Source organism: Streptomyces sp. NPDC026589 (genome assembly GCF_040638385.1).
GTDB lineage: Bacteria > Actinomycetota > Actinomycetes > Streptomycetales > Streptomycetaceae > Streptomyces.
Genome location: NZ_JBEZYG010000013.1, coordinates 13,954 through 29,778 on the forward strand (window position 1 = coordinate 13,954; position 15,825 = coordinate 29,778).

Here is a 15,825-nt window from a genome sequence, read left to right on the forward strand (position 1 = left end):
GGCACCCCACCGTCTGCGTGCGGTGTCCCGTCGCGTTACGCCCCCGAACCTACTGCGCCACCAGCCCCTTCGCGTCACGCGCCAGTGCCGTCAGCCGGGAGATCGCCCGGAAGTACTTCTTCCGGTACCCGCCGTTCAGCATCTCGTCGCTGAACAGCCGGTCGAACGGCAGCCCAGAGGCGAGCACCGGGACCTCCCGGTCGTACAACCGGTCCGCCAGCACCACCAGGCGCAGCGCGGTCGACTGGTCGGGCACCGCGCTCACCCCGGTCAGACAGACCGCGCGGAGGTCGTCGGTCAGCGCGCCGTACCGGCTCGGGTGGACCCGGGCCAGGTGGTCGAGGAGACCGGGGAAGTCGTCGAGGGACGCGCCCGCAGTGGCGTACGCGGCCCGGGTGACCTGCTCGTCGTCGTACGGCGGCGGGGCCTCGGGCAGACCGCGGTGCCGGTAGTCCTCGCCGTCGATGCGCAGCGGGCGGAAGTGCGCGGACAGGCCCTGGATCTCGCGCAGGAAGTCGGCGGCGGCGAACCGGCCCTCGCCCAGCTTGCCCGGCAGCGTGTTCGAGGTCGCGGCGAGCGCCACCCCGGCCTCCACGAGCCGGCTGAGCAGCGAGGACACCAGCACGGTGTCGCCCGGGTCGTCGAGCTCGAACTCGTCGATGCACAGCAGCCGGTGCCCGCTGAGGGTCCGCACGGTCTGCTGGAAGCCCAGCGCGCCCACGAGGTTTGTCAGCTCCACGAACGTGCCGAACGCCTTCAGCGACGGCTCGGCGGGCGTGGCGTGCCAGAGGGAGGCCAGCAGGTGGGTCTTGCCGACGCCGTAGCCGCCGTCGAGATACACGCCGCGCGGCCCGGTCGGCGCGGCCGGCTTCCTGCTGAACCACTTGCGCCGCCCGGAGCCCGTCGCGTGCGCCCCGCCGAGGCCGGCGGCGAAGCCCGCCAGGACCGTGACCGCCTCGCTCTGGCTGGGCTGGTTCGGGTCGGGGACGTACGTGTCGAAGCGCACCGAGTCGAAGCGCGGCGGAGGCACCATCTCGGCGACCAGACGGTCTGCGGGTACGTGCGGCTCACGGGCGCACAGGGACTGCGGGGCCGTTTCGGCAAGGGGGCTCTGCCCCGGAAACGCGGTGGATGACGACACAACTCTCCACCCTAAGGCTCATGCCAGACTGCAACCCATGCGAAGCCTGTTCCCTGTGACGGACCTGACAGAAAGCGGATCGGGAGCGGAGGACCTGTCCGGGCCGCTCATCGACCGCGAGTGGAGCCTCGACGAGCTGGCGGACGCCTACGCCTACCCCGCCGGCCTCCCGGCCGAAGGGCCCGCGACCCCCTGGCTGCGCGCCAACATGGTCTCCACCCTCGACGGGGCCGCCCAGCACGACGGCCGCTCGCAGCCCATTTCCTGCGCGGCGGACATGCGGATCTTCGGCACCCTGCGGGGCCTGGCCGACGTGGTGATCGCCGGGGCCGAGACCGTACGCCTGGAGGGGTACCGTCCGGCCCGCGCTCGGGAGGCGTTCGCCGCGCGGCGGGCCGCCGCCGGACAGGGCCCCGCTCCCGCCGTCGCGGTGGTGACCGGCTCGATGGAGCTGGACTTCTCGCTGCCGCTGTTCACCGAGCCGCTCGTCCCGACGCTCGTGGTGACCGGGGCCGGGGCCCCTGGCGACCGGATCGCGGCGGCCCGGAAGGCCGGCGCCGAGGTGGTGATCGCGGGCGAGGGCGCCCGGGTGGACCCGGCCCGTGTCGTGCGCGAGCTGGCCGACCGGGGGCTGACCCGGCAGCTCACCGAGGGCGGACCCCGGCTGCTCGGCCAGTTCGTGGCGGCCGGTGCGCTGGACGAGCTGTGCCTGACCGTGTCCCCGATGCTGACCGCCGGGGACGCCCAGCGGATCGCGGGGGGCCCCGGGGTCACCGTGCCGGAACGTTTTTCCCTGACATCGCTCCTGGAAGAGGCCGGGTTCCTCTTCACTCGGTACCGTCGGACCGACGGATAGCGGAATTTGCCGTTCCGCTTGGCTCCGGCTGGGCACACTTACCCCTGCGGTCCCCGTGGAAGCACGGGGAAGGATGGTTTCAGCAAACGACCGTCGACGGTCGAGCCGGCAGTCGACGAGACGAAGAAGCGGAAGGGCGCCTGTCGTGTTCACAAGCGTTTTGATGATCGAGAAGCCGCTGACTCCCGAGGACGTGGAATTCGTCACCACCCTCCACGGCGAGGAGCGGATCTCGTTCGTCGTTCTGTTGCAGCCGCGCGGCGACCAGGCCGATGTCCTGCTGCGCGCGATCGACGACGTGGCGATGGGGGAGCTGAAGGAAGCGGTCCGCGAGGGCGAGGAGCCGGAGGGCGACGAGGCCCGCGAGACCGCGCAGATCGGCCTGGAGTACTCCCTCCGGGCCCTGCGCGACGCGGGCTCCGCAGCGGTCGGACAGGTGATCGAGAATCACCCCCTGGACAGACTGACGACCGTCGTCCAGGAGGCGGGCGCCGACGAGGTCATCGTCCTGACCGCCCCGCACTACGTGGAGGAGTTCTTCCACCGCGACTGGGCCTCCCGCGCCCGGCACAAGGTCGGCGTCCCGGTGCTCAAGCTCTTCGCGCACAGCGAATAGGCTGAGGCCGCGCGGTCCGGGTCGGCCCCCGGCCGCCGTCCGAACCGCAGCGACCACGCAGGAGCACAGATGGCACCCGGCATTCCCGCCGCCATGGAACGACCCCACTTCATCGGCATCGGCGGCGCCGGAATGTCGGGCATCGCGAAGATCCTCGCCCAGCGCGGGGCGAAGGTGGCGGGCAGCGACGCGAAGGAGTCCGCCACCGCCGACTCCCTGCGGGCGCTGGGGGCGACCGTGCACATCGGACACGCGGCGGGCCACCTGGCCGACGACGCGTCCTGCGTGGTCGTCTCCAGCGCCATCCGCGCCGACAACCCGGAGCTGCTCCGCGCGAACGAGCTGGCGATCCCCGTGGTGCACCGCTCGGACGCCCTGGCCTCCCTGATGAACGGCCTGCGCGCCATCGCGGTCGCCGGCACCCACGGCAAGACGACGACGACGTCGATGCTGGCCGTCGCGCTCTCCTCGCTGAGCCTGGCCCCCTCGTACGCCATCGGCGGCGACCTGGAGGGCCCCGGCACCAACGCCACACACGGCGAAGGGGACATTTTCGTCGCGGAGGCGGACGAGAGCGACCGCAGCTTCCAGAAGTACGACCCCGAGGTCGCGATCGTCCTCAACGTCGAGCTGGACCACCACGCGAACTACGCCTCGATGGACGAGATCTACGACTCCTTCGAGACGTTCGTCGGCAAGGTCGTCCCCGGCGGCACCCTGGTCATCTCCGCCGACCAGCCCGGCGCGGTCGAGCTGACCCGCCGGGTCCGCGACCTCTCCGAGCTGAAGGTCGTCACCTACGGCTCCGCCGAGAACGCCGACGTACGCGTCCACAAGGTCACCCCGCGCGGCCTGACCAGCGAGGTCACGGTCCTGCTCAACGGCAAGTTCCTGACCTTCACGGTCTCGGTGCCCGGCAGCCACTACGCCCACAACGCGGTCGCCGCCCTCGCCGCCGGCGTCGCCCTCGGCATCCCCGCGCACAACCTGGCCTCGGCCCTCGGTTCGTACACCGGGGTCAAGCGCCGCCTCCAGCTCAAGGGCGAGGCGGCGGGCGTGCAGGTCATCGACTCGTACGCGCACCACCCCACCGAGATGACCGCCGACCTGGAGGCCATGCGCGGCGCGGCCGCCGACGCCCGCATCCTGGTCGTCTTCCAGCCCCACCTGTTCTCCCGTACGCAGGAGCTGGGCACCGAGATGGGCCAGGCCCTCGCCCTGGCCGACGCCTCCGTGGTCCTGGACATCTACCCGGCCCGCGAGGACCCGATCCCCGGCATCACCAGCGCCCTGATCATCGACGCGGCGAAGGAGGCCGGAGCCGAGGTCACCGCCGTACACGACCAGGCCGACGTCCCCGCCGCCGTCGCGGGAATGGCGAAGCCCGGCGATCTCGTTCTCACCATGGGAGCGGGCGACGTCACCGACCTCGGCCCGCGCATCCTGGACCACCTGTCGAGCGGCCGGTAGCCGAGTGGCGACCGGACCGAGCGACCACCTGTCGAGCTGAGGAGCGAGCCGTGCCGTACGACGTCGAGAAGCCGGACGAGCAGTGGCGGGAAGAGCTGACCCCCGCCGAGTACGCGGTGCTGCGCCAGGCCGGCACCGAACCCGCCTTCGTGGGTGAGTACACCGACACCAAGACGGCGGGCGTCTACTCCTGCCGGGCCTGCGGGGCGGAGCTGTTCCGCTCCGACACCAAGTTCGCGTCGCACTGCGGCTGGCCGTCCTTCTACGACCCGAAGGACACCGACGCGGTCGAGCTGGTCGAGGACCGCGCCCACGGCATGGTCCGCACCGAGGTGCGCTGCTCCCGCTGCGGCTCGCACCTGGGCCACGTCTTCGAGGGCGAGGGCTATCCGACCCCCACGGACCAGCGGTACTGCATCAACTCGATCTCGCTGACCCTGGCGCCGGACGAGAGCTGAGCCGGGACGGCCGAGGCCGGCCGACCGATGCCCGGCGACGCCGGGCCGACCGATGCCCGCACAGGGCGACCTGTGCGGGCATCTTCTCGTTCCCGGCACGCCGTGAGCCGTTCGTGCCGGGGATTTCGCCGCGCTGTGCCGACCGGGGACTATGGGGCCATGAGAAGAATTGCCGGCCTTGCCGTCATCCCGTTCGCCGCGGCCCTGCCCTTACTGGCGGGCTGCACCCCGGCCGCCGACACGGCCAGGGACCACTCCGCCGAGTTCCCGCAGCCGACCGCCACCACCACCGTCGCCCCCGACTCCGCCGTGCGGCTTGCCGACCACTACCGAGAAGCGAGCGGAAACAAGCACGTGTACGGCATCCAGCGTTCCGACGGCCCCGCCGACGTGCCGCTGCTGACCGTGTGGACGCACAGCAAGGACGATGACGCCGGACCCTTCGACCGGCTGAAGGTCTCGCTCACCGACTACCTGAAGCGCGAGAAGGGCGTGGATCTGAGCGAGGGGTACCTCATGGACGTCTTCGGACCGGACGGTCGCCTCCAGCACCGCCTCGACGCGCGCCCGTAGGACGCCGGGCACGGCGCTCGACCCCGGGGCTCATCGCCCTCCGGGCGGTACTCCGGGACTCACGCCCGCACCCCGTCGACCCAGGTCGGTGATCCACCTCGCCGGCCGACGGCGCCGCCGCGCTCAGTCCTGGTCGGGGCCTTCGGCGGCATCGGACCGCAGCAGCGGGTGGATCACACCGGGGAAGACCCGGGCCCGCACGACCTCCTCGGCCGACCCGCCCTGGACGACGGTCTCGGCGACGCCCCAGGGCCGCCCGGCCAGGTGGATGGTCAGGGTGTACGAGGAGGAGCAGCCGGTGCACTCGTAGCGGTCGGCCCAGGTCTCGACCTCGGTGGTGGAGCCCGGGTACCGCTTCACGTGCCGGTGGCGGGCGTGGCAGCGGTCGCAGGTCTCGCCCGGCTCACAGGTCCCGCCGCACGGACACGGCACGTCGAAGCTGTCGGCGGGCGTCCAGCGCTGCACGAGGACGGCCTCGCGGGTCGCGCCCATGTCCTTCATGGCCTTGAGGTTGCGGGCGGCGACGTTGTACGACTCGCCGGTGGCGGCCATCCGGTCACGGATGACGTCCTTGCGGCCACGGTTGGTCGTCATGTTGCTCCTCCTGGGTTCACGCAGCCCGCCAGGAGGCCCATGAGTCGATCAGTCGTACCTCTTTACGTTACCTGCCCGGACCGGGCGCACGGACCGGGCGGAAGGCCCGGGGCCGATGTTCGCGCCCCCGGGCGGCGACCGAGCGATCACCGAGGTGTACTCCGCACCTGACGACGCCTGGTAACGGGAACCGGATCTCGTCCGGGATCAGCGCTCGTGACCGTGATCGTCCCCGACGAGGACCCGGCACGCGAACCTACGGTCTGCCTCGATCCCGTAGGACGGCATCCGGACCTTCCGCATGACGTCATGCGTTGGTTGCGGGGTCGATCCGACCCCGCGCGCCGCGCCCCTCGCCCTCTCCGTCACGGCACCCCCCGAGCCAGGCGCCTCGCTGAAATCGCGCATCCGAACTCGCTTGTTCCGTATGGTCGTTAGCCTGTCCGACGACCCTGCGGTCCGTCCCTCCGGACCACTGAGCGCCATGCACCATCCCAGCGAACGAAGGCACTCCATTGCTCCTGAGACGAAGAGCGATCTCCAAGATCGCCTTGGGCGTCGCCGCGTTGCTCGCCCCCACGCTCCTCGGCACCACGGCCACCGCCACGGCTGCGCCCGCCGCCGGTCCCGGTGTGCCGGTGGCCGCGCCGTACACCTCCTCACTGACCTGGCAGGGTTGCGGCGGCGACCTTCCCGCCACCGTCGAATGCGCGACCCTCAAGGTGCCCCTCGACCACCTCAGGCCGGGCGGCAGGAAGATCGATGTGTCGCTGTCGCGGATCAAGGCCGCCGACCCGGCCGAGCGCCGCGGTGTCCTGCTCTTCAACCCGGGCGGCCCCAGTGGTTCCGGGCTCTTCTATCCCCTGGCGCTCAGCGGTCTTCTGCCGCAGTCCGTGAAGGACCGGTACGACCTGATCGGTTTCGATCCGCGCGGGGTCGGCACCAGCAGCCCGCTCGCCTGTGGCACGACCACCGCCGACGAACGGCTGACGTACCGGCCCTACAAGGACGCGACCTTCGCCAAGGACGTCGCCTGGGCGCGCGACATCGCTGACGGGTGCCGCGACCGCAACAGGGAAACGCTCCGGCACATCAGCACCCGCAACACGGCACGCGACATGGACGTCATCCGCGCGGCCCTCGGGGAACGGAGGATCTCCTACTTCGGACTGTCGTACGGGACCTATCTCGGTTCCGTATACACCCAGCTGTTCCCGCGGCGGGTCGACCGGTTCGTCCTGGACAGCGCGGTCGACCCCGAGCGGGTGTGGCGGAGCATGGGGCAGTCCTGGGCGGAGCAGGCCGAGCCCGCGTTCGACCGGTGGACGGACTGGACCGCTCGTCATGCGGCACGGTACGGACTCGGTGACACGCCCGCCGAGGTCGAGAAGCTGTTCTGGGACATCGTCGCGCGCGCCGACCGGGAGCCGCTCGACCTCGGCGGGACCAGGTTCGACGGTGCCGAGGTCCGCGAGTACATACGCTGGGAGATCACCCACCCTGCCGTCGCCGCCAGGACCCTGGGGCTGCTCCGGGACGCCGCCGAGGGCAAGCCCGTCCCGACCTTCCCGACCTTCGTGCCGACCGACAGCGAACTGGCGAGCTACCTCGCGATCATGTGCGGTGACACCCGCTGGCCCACCGACCCGGCCGTCTACCGAGCCGACTCCCGGCGCGACAGCGTCCGCTACCCCCTGTACGGCGACTCCGTCTCGAACATCTTCCCGTGCGCCTACTGGGACCGCCCGGTCGAACCGACCACCAAGATCGACAACAAGGTCCCCGCGCTCATCGTCCAGAACGAATGGGACTCGCAGACCCCCCTGGCCGCCGCACTCGGCCTGCGCCGGGCGCTGAAAGGCTCCCGGCTCGTCACCGTGGACGAGGGCCAGGGCCACGGCGTGTACTCGCTCGGCATCAGCGACTGCGCCGACGACGTCACCACGAGGTATCTGACCACCGGACGGCTTCCCGCCCGGGACGTCACCTGCGCGGCCGACCCGCTCCCCGCGGCCGGCTCCCGTTCCGCCTCGCCGGGCCCGGCCGCGGCACCGGCCCGTCTCCCCTTCTCCGGCCGCTGAGCCCCGCCAGACGGTCGGCCTGGTAGAAGCCGTCCGAAGAATCTTGGTGTGGGGCTGTCCGGCCGGGAGGCCGGACAGCCCCGTCCTCGTCAGTGGCCACCCGCGATCTCATGGTCCGGTGTCACCACCGGACCGGTGAACCGCGTTGCTCCCGGGATTTCGGCCGGGCTGCGCGGTGATCCCCGAGGCGGTCCCCGCCGAGCTGAACCTGTGTGGACGTACCTGCCGGGCTCTGTCGGGATTCGTACTGAGCCTGCCCGCGTTTGCCGCATCTTTCCGAGGGACAGGACTGTCCTGCGCAACGTGTGCGACGTCCGGCTGCAGCCATACCCAGGGCGGATATGGGTGAGTGAGCCGCTGTTTCGTGGCGCTCCGGTGCCTTGCTGGTTCACCAGTCCACCCCTGGAGAGGATCGATCCCCGTATGAGAAACCGATACAGAACGCGCATAGGGTTCAGCGCGGCTGTGGCGATGCTGATGACGTCATTCGCGTTACCGCCGGCGGTCGCGCAGGCGACGGCTTCCGGGAGCCGTTGTTCCGGGGGCTACGTGGCCATGACCTTCGACGACGGCCCGACGGACGCCACGGCCCAGTACCTGAAGGCGCTGCGGGATGCCGGACGCGTCAGGGCGACGTTCTTCGTGACCGGCACACTGGCCGAAGGGCAGCGGGCCGGGACACGGCGGATGGTCGCCGAGGGGCATCAGGTCGGAAACCACTCCTACACCCACGCCAATCTCGTGGAGCTCGACGCGACCGCCGCATTCGCCGAACTGCGCGACACCAGCCGCGTCATCCGAACCCAGACGGGTCGGGCGCCCACGCTGTTCCGGCCGCCCTTCGGGAGCACCGACGCGCGGACCCGGCGGGATGCGGCCCGACTGGGCATGACCGAGGTGATCTGGACGGCCGATACCGTCGACTGGAGCGGCATTCCCACCGAGACGATCGTGGCGAACGCGCTCACCGTGAAACCGGGCGGCATCATCCTGATGCACGACGGTCTGCAGACGACCCTCGCGGCCATCCCGAAGATCGTCCAGGGGCTCGCCGAGCGGGACTTGTGCCCGGGTCGGATCGTGTACTCACCCACACCGGTCGAGGCATGGCCGGGACTGACTTTCCATGCCAAGGCAGCGCCCTGGCGTTGACGTGTCCCATCGGGGGCGGTGCCGCGCACAGCGCCCGCCCCCGCCGCGCGCTCCACGTGCCGCCCGGGGCTCAGGCCTGGGCGGCGTACGCGAGGAAGTGGCTCCAGGCGGCCGGGGCGAGGGCGAGTTGGGGGCTCTCGTCCAGCTTGGAGTCGCGGACGTGGACGGTGGAGGGGCAGGCGGCGACCTCGACGCAGTCGTCGCCCGAGCCGCCGCTGTAGCTCGACTTGTGCCACTCCATCGCGACCTCCACGCAGGAGTCGCCGTCGCCGCTGCTGTAGCTGCTCTTGAACCAGACCAGGTGTGTGGTGCTCATCTCGCTCCTCGCATCCGCCGCATCAGGCTCTTGGAGTCGTCCAACGAGAGAGCCTGTGAACGCATACTGGCACACCGCATCTGGATGACGCTGATTGCTTTGGGGTCGGAGACGAACTGCCCGTGCGCCTGCCCCTCCAAGTAGCCGAACCACTGGTGGTCCGGTGTCTCCAGTAGCTGAGCGGGACCGCCGAGACCTGCGTGGTGATGCCGTACGAGCGGCATGATCTGGATGTCCACGTTGCGCAGCTCGGACAGGTCGAGGATGTGGTCGATCAGCTCCCTGGTGACCTCCGCGCCCCCCAACTCCCGTAGGAACAAATGCTCTTCGAGAATGAAGCTGAATGCGGTGTTGGGCCGGTTCCGCAGGAGTTGCTGGCGCTCCAGTCGGGCCGCGAGCTGGGCCTCGATCTGCTCGTCGTCGAGCGGCGGCAACTGGTCGGTAAACAGCGTCCGCGCGTACGCCGGCGTCTGCAACAGCCCCGGAATCAACCGGCACTCGTACGTGTACAGGCTCAGCGCCCCCAGCTCCAGCTGCGCCCACTGCCGGAACCAGCTCGCCAGCCCCTTCCGCCGCGTCAAATGCTTTGCCGCCGCCAGAATCACGCCGAACGCGTCGAGCAGTCTGTCCGCGCGCTCCGCGAAGTCCGGAGGCGGGAGCCGGCGGCCCTGCTCGATGGAGGCGACGGTCTCCAGTGAGTATCCGACGAGCGGCGCGAACTGCTCCTGTGTCAGCCGCGCCCGCTTGCGGAAGGTCTTGACCACCTCTCCGAACATCTTGAGGATGTACTGCGGTTCGGGTTCGCCGCCGCGTCCGCCGCCGTTGCCGAAAGTCCCGTACGTGGTGATGCTGTCGATGCCGTCCGTGCCGTGCGTCATGTACGGCCACCTCCCCATGCGCCTGTCCTGGTCCGCGACCCGTCCATGCTCACGGAACGTGACGCGTACCGTCTACCCTTCGCACCCGTACGCTGACTCAGCGTACGGGTTTCTGGCCTGGTGGAGAGGGGCCGGGGCCCGGAATCTGGGGGCATGGAAGCACTCACGAAGACCCAACCCGAGGTAACCGTACGTGTGTTCAAGCGTCAATTCGACGCCGATCCACGCGGTGCCCGGCTCGCCCGCCGCGTCGGGCTGCACAAGCTGCACACCTGGGGCATCCCGTACCTCAGTGACGCCTCGGAGTCGGCGGCCCTGATCATCGGCGAGCTGACGGCCAACGCGGCGACCCACGGCCGCGTCCCCGACCGCGACTTCGAACTGCGCCTGTCGTTCCTGCCCGGCGACCCGGGATCGCCCGGCCTCCTGCGGATCGAGGTGTCCGACACCCGGGGCGAGTGCCGGCCGCCGGGCCCCGGCGAGATCACCGCGCCGGAGGACAGCTCCGACAGCGGGCGCGGGCTGCTGATCGTGGACGCCCTGGCCGACCGCTGGGCGGTTCTCGACCGCAACCCGGGCAAGACGGTCCGGGCGGAGCTGGACCTGCTGTACTGAGGGCTCTCGCCGCCGCCCCCGCTATGCGCTGTCGCCGCGCATCCGACGGCCCTGTCGCTCACCGCGTCACGAAATGGACCGCAGCCGTCCATGGGACTGGCGCCGGAGCTGGTCGATGGCCTGGGCCGTCTGATCGCACTCGGGCAGGAAGATGACGAGCTGCTGGGCGTCCATGGGCAGTTCGAGCGTCTCGCGGTGCAGCCTCAGCTGGTGCCCGTCCGGGTGGTTGAGCCTGAGTACCCCGCGGCGCGGTACGACGTGGCGGGACAGGCGGTTGGTGAACTCGGGCCCGGCGACGGGGGTGAGCTCGGAGGTGAGCCACTCGAGGTTCTCCAGGGACGGCGCCTGCCAGAGATCGAAGGTGTGCTCGTCCGCGATGTCGTCCCAGTCGACGAAGAACGCCCGGGAGCGGGCGTCGGTGAACAGATAGCGGTTGAGATTCGGCTCGGCGCCGTCGAGCAGTCCGGTGCCGCTGGTGATCGACTGGAAGCCCGTGGTGTGGGCGAGGATATCGCCGAGCCGGTTGGTCACGAGGGCGACGCCGGGTTCCAGGAGGCAGAGCGTCTGCAGGACGGACGGGCGCACGCGCCGGGGCGGCGGCACGGGCGTGATCCGCACCGAGCACTGGTCACCGGAGATCTTGGCGAGGTAGCGCAGATGGTTGCGCTCCGAGGGGTCGAGACAGAGCGCGTCGGCGAGTGAGTTGACGACCGCGGGCGATGGGTTGTGGTCGCGCCCCTGCTCGATGCGGGCCAGGTATTCGACGCTTATACCGGCTCGCGTGGCGAGGTCGAGGCGGCGCAGCCCAGGTGATCGGCGGCGGCCGTGTCTGTGCAGGCCGAGAGATTCCGGCTGGATGGTGTCGCGCTTGGCCCGGATGAAGTTCCCCAACGGAGTCCCCATGCCGCCAGGTTACGGGTGTCGCCGGGTGGGCCGAGGGCCGCCGGGTGGGCCGAGGGTGGCCCTGCGGGGGCCAGCCTCAGTACGGCCTCGTTGAGCGCCGGGTGAAGCTCGATGATGACGGTCATGGAGAACACAGCGAGACGGCGTTCCGGACAGGCACTGCTGCTGTGGGGGTTGCTCGTGGCAGCAGCCAACCTCCGGGCGGGTCTGACGGGTGTCGGGCCGTTGCTGGACCGAATCCGGGACGACCTGGGGCTGGCCCCGGCGCTGCTCGGCCTGCTGAACACACTGCCGTTGCTGGCGTTCGCCGCACTGTCCCCGATGGTGCCCCGGCTTGCCGCGCGGTGGGGAGACGAGCGGCTCCTCGGCGCTGCGCTCGCCGTGCTGACCCTGGGGATCGCGGTTCGGTGGGTGCCCTCGGCGGTCGGTCTGTTCGGGGGAACCGTACTGATCGGAGCTGGTATCGCTGTGGGCAACGTCCTGCTGCCGAGCCTCATCAAGCGTGACTTCCCCACCAGGGTAGGGCTGTTGACCGCCGCTTATGCGACGGTGATGGGAGGCGTCGCCGCAGTCGCGTCCGGGGTGGCGGTGCCGGTCAGCGAGGTCGCTCCCGGTGGCTGGTCCACCGCGTTGGGAGGCTGGGTCCTGATCGCGCTGATCGCCGTGCTGGTGTGGCTCCCTCAGATGCGCGCCGCGCCGTCCGCCCCGCAAGCGGCGCGCGGGCAGCACCGGCTGCCCTGGAGGTCCGGCCTCGCGTGGGCGGTCGCGGCCTTCATGGGGCTGCAGTCTCTCGGCTTCTACGTGGTGGTGACATGGCTGCCCCAGGTCTTCCAGGACAACGGCGTCAGCGCTGCCAAGGCCGGATGGCTGCTGTTCCTGTTCCAGGCGGTCGCGGTGCTGACCAGCCTGGCGGTGCCGGGCGCGCTGCGCTGGGCGCGTGACCAGCGGGCGCCGGCGGCGATCTGCTCGGCCATCCTGTTCCTCGGCTACCTCGGGCTCCTGGTGGCCCCGGAGCCGGCGCTGCTGTGGAGCATCGTCCTCGGCCTGGGCGGCGGGGCCTGTCTCGTGCTCGCGCTGGCGTTCCTCGGCATGCGCGCCCAGGACGCGGCCGGGGCGGGCGCGCTGTCGGCGATGGCGCAGTCGGTCGGCTATCTGCTTGCCGCTGTCGGCCCGGTGGTCTTCGGGCTGCTGCACACCGTCAGTTCCGGCTGGCAGGTGCCTCTGGTGCTGATGTGTGTGGCTGCGGCCGGTCAGACGGCGGTGGCGCTGGTGGCCGGGCGTGGCACGGTGCTGCGGGCCGATGTTCAGGAGCCTGACCGGGGACCTTCGGCGTCGGAGCACGCCTCGCCACCCGGGCACTGATCGACCGTACCCCGTCGGCGCCGCGCTGCGCGGCGCCGACGGGGTACGGGTGGCCTCCGCGTTCGCGGACGAACTCCCGGGCCGGTCACTCGGGGAGCTTGCGCACCAGAGGGTGGTGGGAGCAGCGGAAGCCGCCCGCGAAGGGGGTGACGGCGTCGTAGGGCAAGGTGTGGACGGTGACGTCGCGGGCGGTGAGCGCTTCGGCGAGGCCGGTGAGGCGTTCGTCGACGAGCACCTCGCCGGGGGCCAGGACCAGGCTGTTGCCGGCCAGGAGGTTGACGGCGTCATGGAGGCTGACGTCGATCAGTTCCCAGTCGGCCACCGGCGGGGGCAGCCCGTCGGTGAACTGCTCCCGGCAGACCACGGCGAGCCCCTCGCGGACGGTGCTGAGGCCGTCGTCGAGGTGGATCACCCGCTCCGAGAGGGGCACTTGGTGGACGCGGTAGTCGTCCCCGAGAAGCCGTTCCAGCCACCGGGCGCCCGCCGCGTCGGACGCGGTCCTGCCGGTGCCGACGAGGATGTCACGGCCCATGGGCAGCACGTCTCCGCCCTCCAGGAAGGGCCCCACGGCCGTGGGGAGGTCCGCCACCGGTACGGGAGCCGGCGGTGGCATGACCGAGCAGCGTGCCCCGCGTGCTTCCGCTTCCTCGATGACGGGACGCAGGCCGAAGCGTTCCTTGAAGCGGGCCGGCAGGCGCAGCGCGGCTTCGATGACCCGGTCGCCGATGACGATCATCGGATCGCGCACGAAGGTCTGCATACTGAAGCCGCCGTCGTACACGTCCAGTTCATCCTCGCTGAGGACACGTGGACGGTGCACCCTCACGCCGCGGGCCGTGAGGAAGCGTGCCAGTTCCTCGACCTGCTCGACGCAGCGTCCGTAGCCCTCCGGATCAGCCTCCGACCAGGGCTTTCCTGCCCATCGAGGCATGTTCTGCCTCGTACGCTCGGGGAGGAAGCCCAAGGGGGCGGGGACTCCTGCGGCGAGCTCGGGCGGGAAGGTGAAGTCGATGACCCGGCCCACCACGGTCTCCTTGAGCACGCCCCAGTCATGGGTGACGTCGGGGAAGGTCACGAGACCGGCTCCTTGCCCCGGGCGGGCTGGGATGCCGACGGAGCCCCCTGTTCGGCGAGGCGGCGCCAGAAGTCGAGCCGGTGTCCTCCGGCATAGTCGACCGGCCCGACCTTGTCCGGCGCCAGGGACTGGGTGTGCGGTACGGCGTCCGCCGGGTCGAACGGGGACCACCCCGGAAGCCCCGGGCGGTTCGGTGTGCCGGTACGGGCGAACTGTGCCCAGTAGTCGGTCATGATGCCGGACAGACGTACCTGCGCCGCGGTGAAGTGCTTCTGCGCGTCAGGGTCCTCGAAGATGTACGGCGTGTCGCCCGCGTGGTAGGCGCCGAAGTCGAAGGTTCCGGGGAGGGGAAGGTACATCGGGGCGTCCCGGTCGGCGAACTCGTAGGCGTACGTGGGGGCGCGGCGTCCGAAAGCGGTCGCCTGGGCGTAGGTGCCGAGGGCCCACATCCTGTCGGTCACCACGGTGGACCAGGCCAGGGCCGGCGAGGGGAACGCGGTGACCGGGTAGCGCGCGGCCACGGTGTCCGCGTCCCGGCCGAAGGCGGTATCGAGAGCGGCGGCGTACTGGGCGGCGGTGAACGGGGAGCCGATCGCGTCGTGGGCCATCCCGACGAACAGGCGGTGCTCGTCCAGCGTGGCCCCCGACATCAGCGGGATTCGGGGGAAACGGCCTTGCTCCAGTACCGCCTCGGGCAGTTCCGGAAGCACCTCGTTGCCGTAGGCGAACGCCTGGAAGGCGTTCCCGATGTTCGGGACCTTCAGCAGCTTCTTCACCGGCAGCGCGCGCAGGCACCGCAGCGCCCGACGCGGGTCGGTGTCGGCGCAGCCCAGGGACGACGTCATCGCGACACCCGTGGTCCGCGACTCCCGCTCCGTGCGCCAGGTGTAGTGCGGATAGGCCGGCACGCCCTCTCCCATCGCCCCCGCCGGCATGTCCATCATTCCCTCGCCGCTGGCCAGGATGGCCCGGTGGAACAGTCCCCGCGCGTCGGGCGATGTGAGGTGGCCGCTGATGGCAGCGGCACCGAAGGAGGAACCGGCCACCGTCACGTTGCCGGGGTCACCGCCGAACGCGGCGGCATTGCGCCGGACCCACCGCAGCGCCGCCTGCTGATCCTGCAGAGCGAACGTCCCGGAGCCCTCCAGTCCCGGGTAGGCGAAGCCGCCGAAGACTCCGAGCCGGTAGTTGATGGTGACCACGACCGTGCCACGGTCGGCGAGGCGCCGAGCGTCGAAGAACGCGCCCGCGCCCACAGCTCCGTCGCCGTGGATCCACACCACGACGGGCGCGGGGCGCCGCGCTGCGGCCGAGGCGCCCGTGGTGACGTTGAGGACCAGACAGTCCTCCTCCAGGCTCGACACGTCCGCGTAGGCCGAGGCGACCTGGGGACAGAGCGGCCCCGGCTTCGTCGCGTCCCGTACGCCGGCCCAGGGACGGACCGGGCGCGGGGCGGCCCAGCGATGGGCTCCCCTGGGCGGGCCCGCGTAGGGAATGCCCTGGTAGATGGTGTGGGTGGCTGTTCTCATGCCCCGGACGAGGCCGGTGTCGGTGCGGGCCGTGACGGTAGTGTCGCCGCTCCCGGCACCCGCCGGAGGCAGGGACTCGGTGGCCGTCGCGCCCACCATGAGGAGGGCCGCGCTCGTGAGGACCGCGCCTGTGACGACCGCGCCTGTGAGGACCGCGAGGACCGCCGTGCGTTTCGCTGCCATGGCCAGTGGTCTCCTGTCGAGTG

Annotated in this window: 16 protein-coding genes; 9 read left to right on the forward strand and 7 right to left on the reverse strand. The window is 71.0% G+C overall.

Annotation, left to right across the window (positions count from 1 at the left end):
* Nucleotides 1–49 precede the first annotated feature (49 nt).
* Complete coding sequence (gene zapE / locus AB0F29_RS22380; RefSeq protein WP_361874564.1) at nt 50–1,141, reverse strand: cell division protein ZapE; 1,092 nt, start codon at nt 1,139–1,141, stop codon at nt 50–52.
* Between the two features lie 37 nt (nt 1,142–1,178).
* Between zapE and AB0F29_RS22385 the strand changes: the two genes are divergently transcribed.
* The 5 genes from AB0F29_RS22385 to AB0F29_RS22405 all read left to right on the forward strand — a co-directional run bounded on the left by AB0F29_RS22385 (nt 1,179) and on the right by AB0F29_RS22405 (nt 5,114).
* The gene (locus AB0F29_RS22385) at nt 1,179–1,997 is read left to right on the forward strand and encodes a pyrimidine reductase family protein (protein ID WP_361874566.1); all 819 of its coding nucleotides are present in this window, start codon (nt 1,179–1,181) and stop codon (nt 1,995–1,997) included.
* Nucleotides 1,998–2,160: 163 nt separating this feature from the next.
* Nucleotides 2,161–2,613 (forward strand): indole-3-glycerol phosphate synthase, encoded by a 453-nt coding sequence (locus AB0F29_RS22390; RefSeq protein WP_361874568.1) that lies wholly within the window; start codon nt 2,161–2,163, stop codon nt 2,611–2,613.
* 69 nt (nt 2,614–2,682) lie between these two features.
* Entirely contained in the window at nt 2,683–4,083 is a 1,401-nt protein-coding gene (gene murC, locus AB0F29_RS22395; RefSeq protein ID WP_361874570.1) for a UDP-N-acetylmuramate--L-alanine ligase, read from the forward strand.
* A 50-nt stretch (nt 4,084–4,133) separates the two neighbouring features.
* A complete protein-coding gene (msrB, locus tag AB0F29_RS22400; RefSeq protein WP_274343305.1) occupies nt 4,134–4,541 on the forward strand; it encodes a peptide-methionine (R)-S-oxide reductase MsrB in 408 nt (135 codons plus the stop codon).
* A 159-nt stretch (nt 4,542–4,700) separates the two neighbouring features.
* The gene (locus AB0F29_RS22405) at nt 4,701–5,114 is read left to right on the forward strand and encodes a hypothetical protein (protein ID WP_361874572.1); all 414 of its coding nucleotides are present in this window, start codon (nt 4,701–4,703) and stop codon (nt 5,112–5,114) included.
* 123 nt (nt 5,115–5,237) lie between these two features.
* On the opposite strand, the gene AB0F29_RS22410 is transcribed toward AB0F29_RS22405, so the two are convergent.
* Nucleotides 5,238–5,708 (reverse strand): hypothetical protein, encoded by a 471-nt coding sequence (locus AB0F29_RS22410; protein ID WP_018956885.1) that lies wholly within the window; start codon nt 5,706–5,708, stop codon nt 5,238–5,240.
* A gap of 515 nt (nt 5,709–6,223) precedes the next feature.
* On the opposite strand from AB0F29_RS22410, the gene AB0F29_RS22415 reads away from it, so the two are divergent.
* Nucleotides 6,224–7,789, forward strand: a complete 1,566-nt coding sequence (locus AB0F29_RS22415) for an alpha/beta hydrolase (protein ID WP_361874575.1) — start codon at nt 6,224–6,226, stop codon at nt 7,787–7,789.
* A gap of 471 nt (nt 7,790–8,260) precedes the next feature.
* Complete coding sequence (locus AB0F29_RS22420) at nt 8,261–8,941, forward strand: polysaccharide deacetylase family protein (RefSeq protein ID WP_361875057.1); 681 nt, start codon at nt 8,261–8,263, stop codon at nt 8,939–8,941.
* A gap of 70 nt (nt 8,942–9,011) precedes the next feature.
* On the opposite strand, the gene AB0F29_RS22425 is transcribed toward AB0F29_RS22420, so the two are convergent.
* Nucleotides 9,012–9,257 carry a DUF397 domain-containing protein gene (locus tag AB0F29_RS22425; protein WP_361874577.1) on the reverse strand — a complete coding sequence of 82 codons (246 nt, stop codon included), beginning with the start codon at nt 9,255–9,257 and terminating at the stop codon, nt 9,012–9,014.
* Nucleotides 9,254–10,135, reverse strand: a complete 882-nt coding sequence (locus AB0F29_RS22430; protein ID WP_361874579.1) for a helix-turn-helix transcriptional regulator — start codon at nt 10,133–10,135, stop codon at nt 9,254–9,256. Before AB0F29_RS22430 ends, AB0F29_RS22425 begins: the two co-directional genes overlap by 4 nt.
* Nucleotides 10,136–10,330: 195 nt before the next feature.
* Here AB0F29_RS22430 and AB0F29_RS22435 point away from each other — a divergent pair, with 195 nt between their 5' ends.
* Nucleotides 10,331–10,750: an ATP-binding protein gene (locus tag AB0F29_RS22435; protein ID WP_078625733.1), complete on the forward strand. Its 420-nt coding sequence runs from the start codon at nt 10,331–10,333 to the stop codon at nt 10,748–10,750.
* Between the two features lie 66 nt (nt 10,751–10,816).
* On the opposite strand, the gene AB0F29_RS22440 is transcribed toward AB0F29_RS22435, so the two are convergent.
* Entirely contained in the window at nt 10,817–11,653 is an 837-nt protein-coding gene (locus AB0F29_RS22440) for a helix-turn-helix transcriptional regulator (RefSeq protein WP_361874581.1), read from the reverse strand.
* A 123-nt stretch (nt 11,654–11,776) separates the two neighbouring features.
* On the opposite strand from AB0F29_RS22440, the gene AB0F29_RS22445 reads away from it, so the two are divergent.
* Complete coding sequence (locus AB0F29_RS22445; RefSeq protein ID WP_361874583.1) at nt 11,777–13,015, forward strand: MFS transporter; 1,239 nt, start codon at nt 11,777–11,779, stop codon at nt 13,013–13,015.
* Nucleotides 13,016–13,100: 85 nt separating this feature from the next.
* Here the strand turns inward: AB0F29_RS22445 and AB0F29_RS22450 are convergent, their stop codons facing one another.
* Together AB0F29_RS22450 and AB0F29_RS22455 are read right to left on the reverse strand one after the other, a co-directional pair.
* On the reverse strand, nt 13,101–14,090 hold the full coding sequence (locus AB0F29_RS22450; RefSeq protein WP_361874585.1) for an amidinotransferase: 990 nt from the start codon (nt 14,088–14,090) through the stop codon (nt 13,101–13,103).
* Complete coding sequence (locus tag AB0F29_RS22455; RefSeq protein WP_361874587.1) at nt 14,087–15,802, reverse strand: carboxylesterase family protein; 1,716 nt, start codon at nt 15,800–15,802, stop codon at nt 14,087–14,089. Before AB0F29_RS22455 ends, AB0F29_RS22450 begins: the two co-directional genes overlap by 4 nt.
* Nucleotides 15,803–15,825 lie beyond the last annotated feature (23 nt).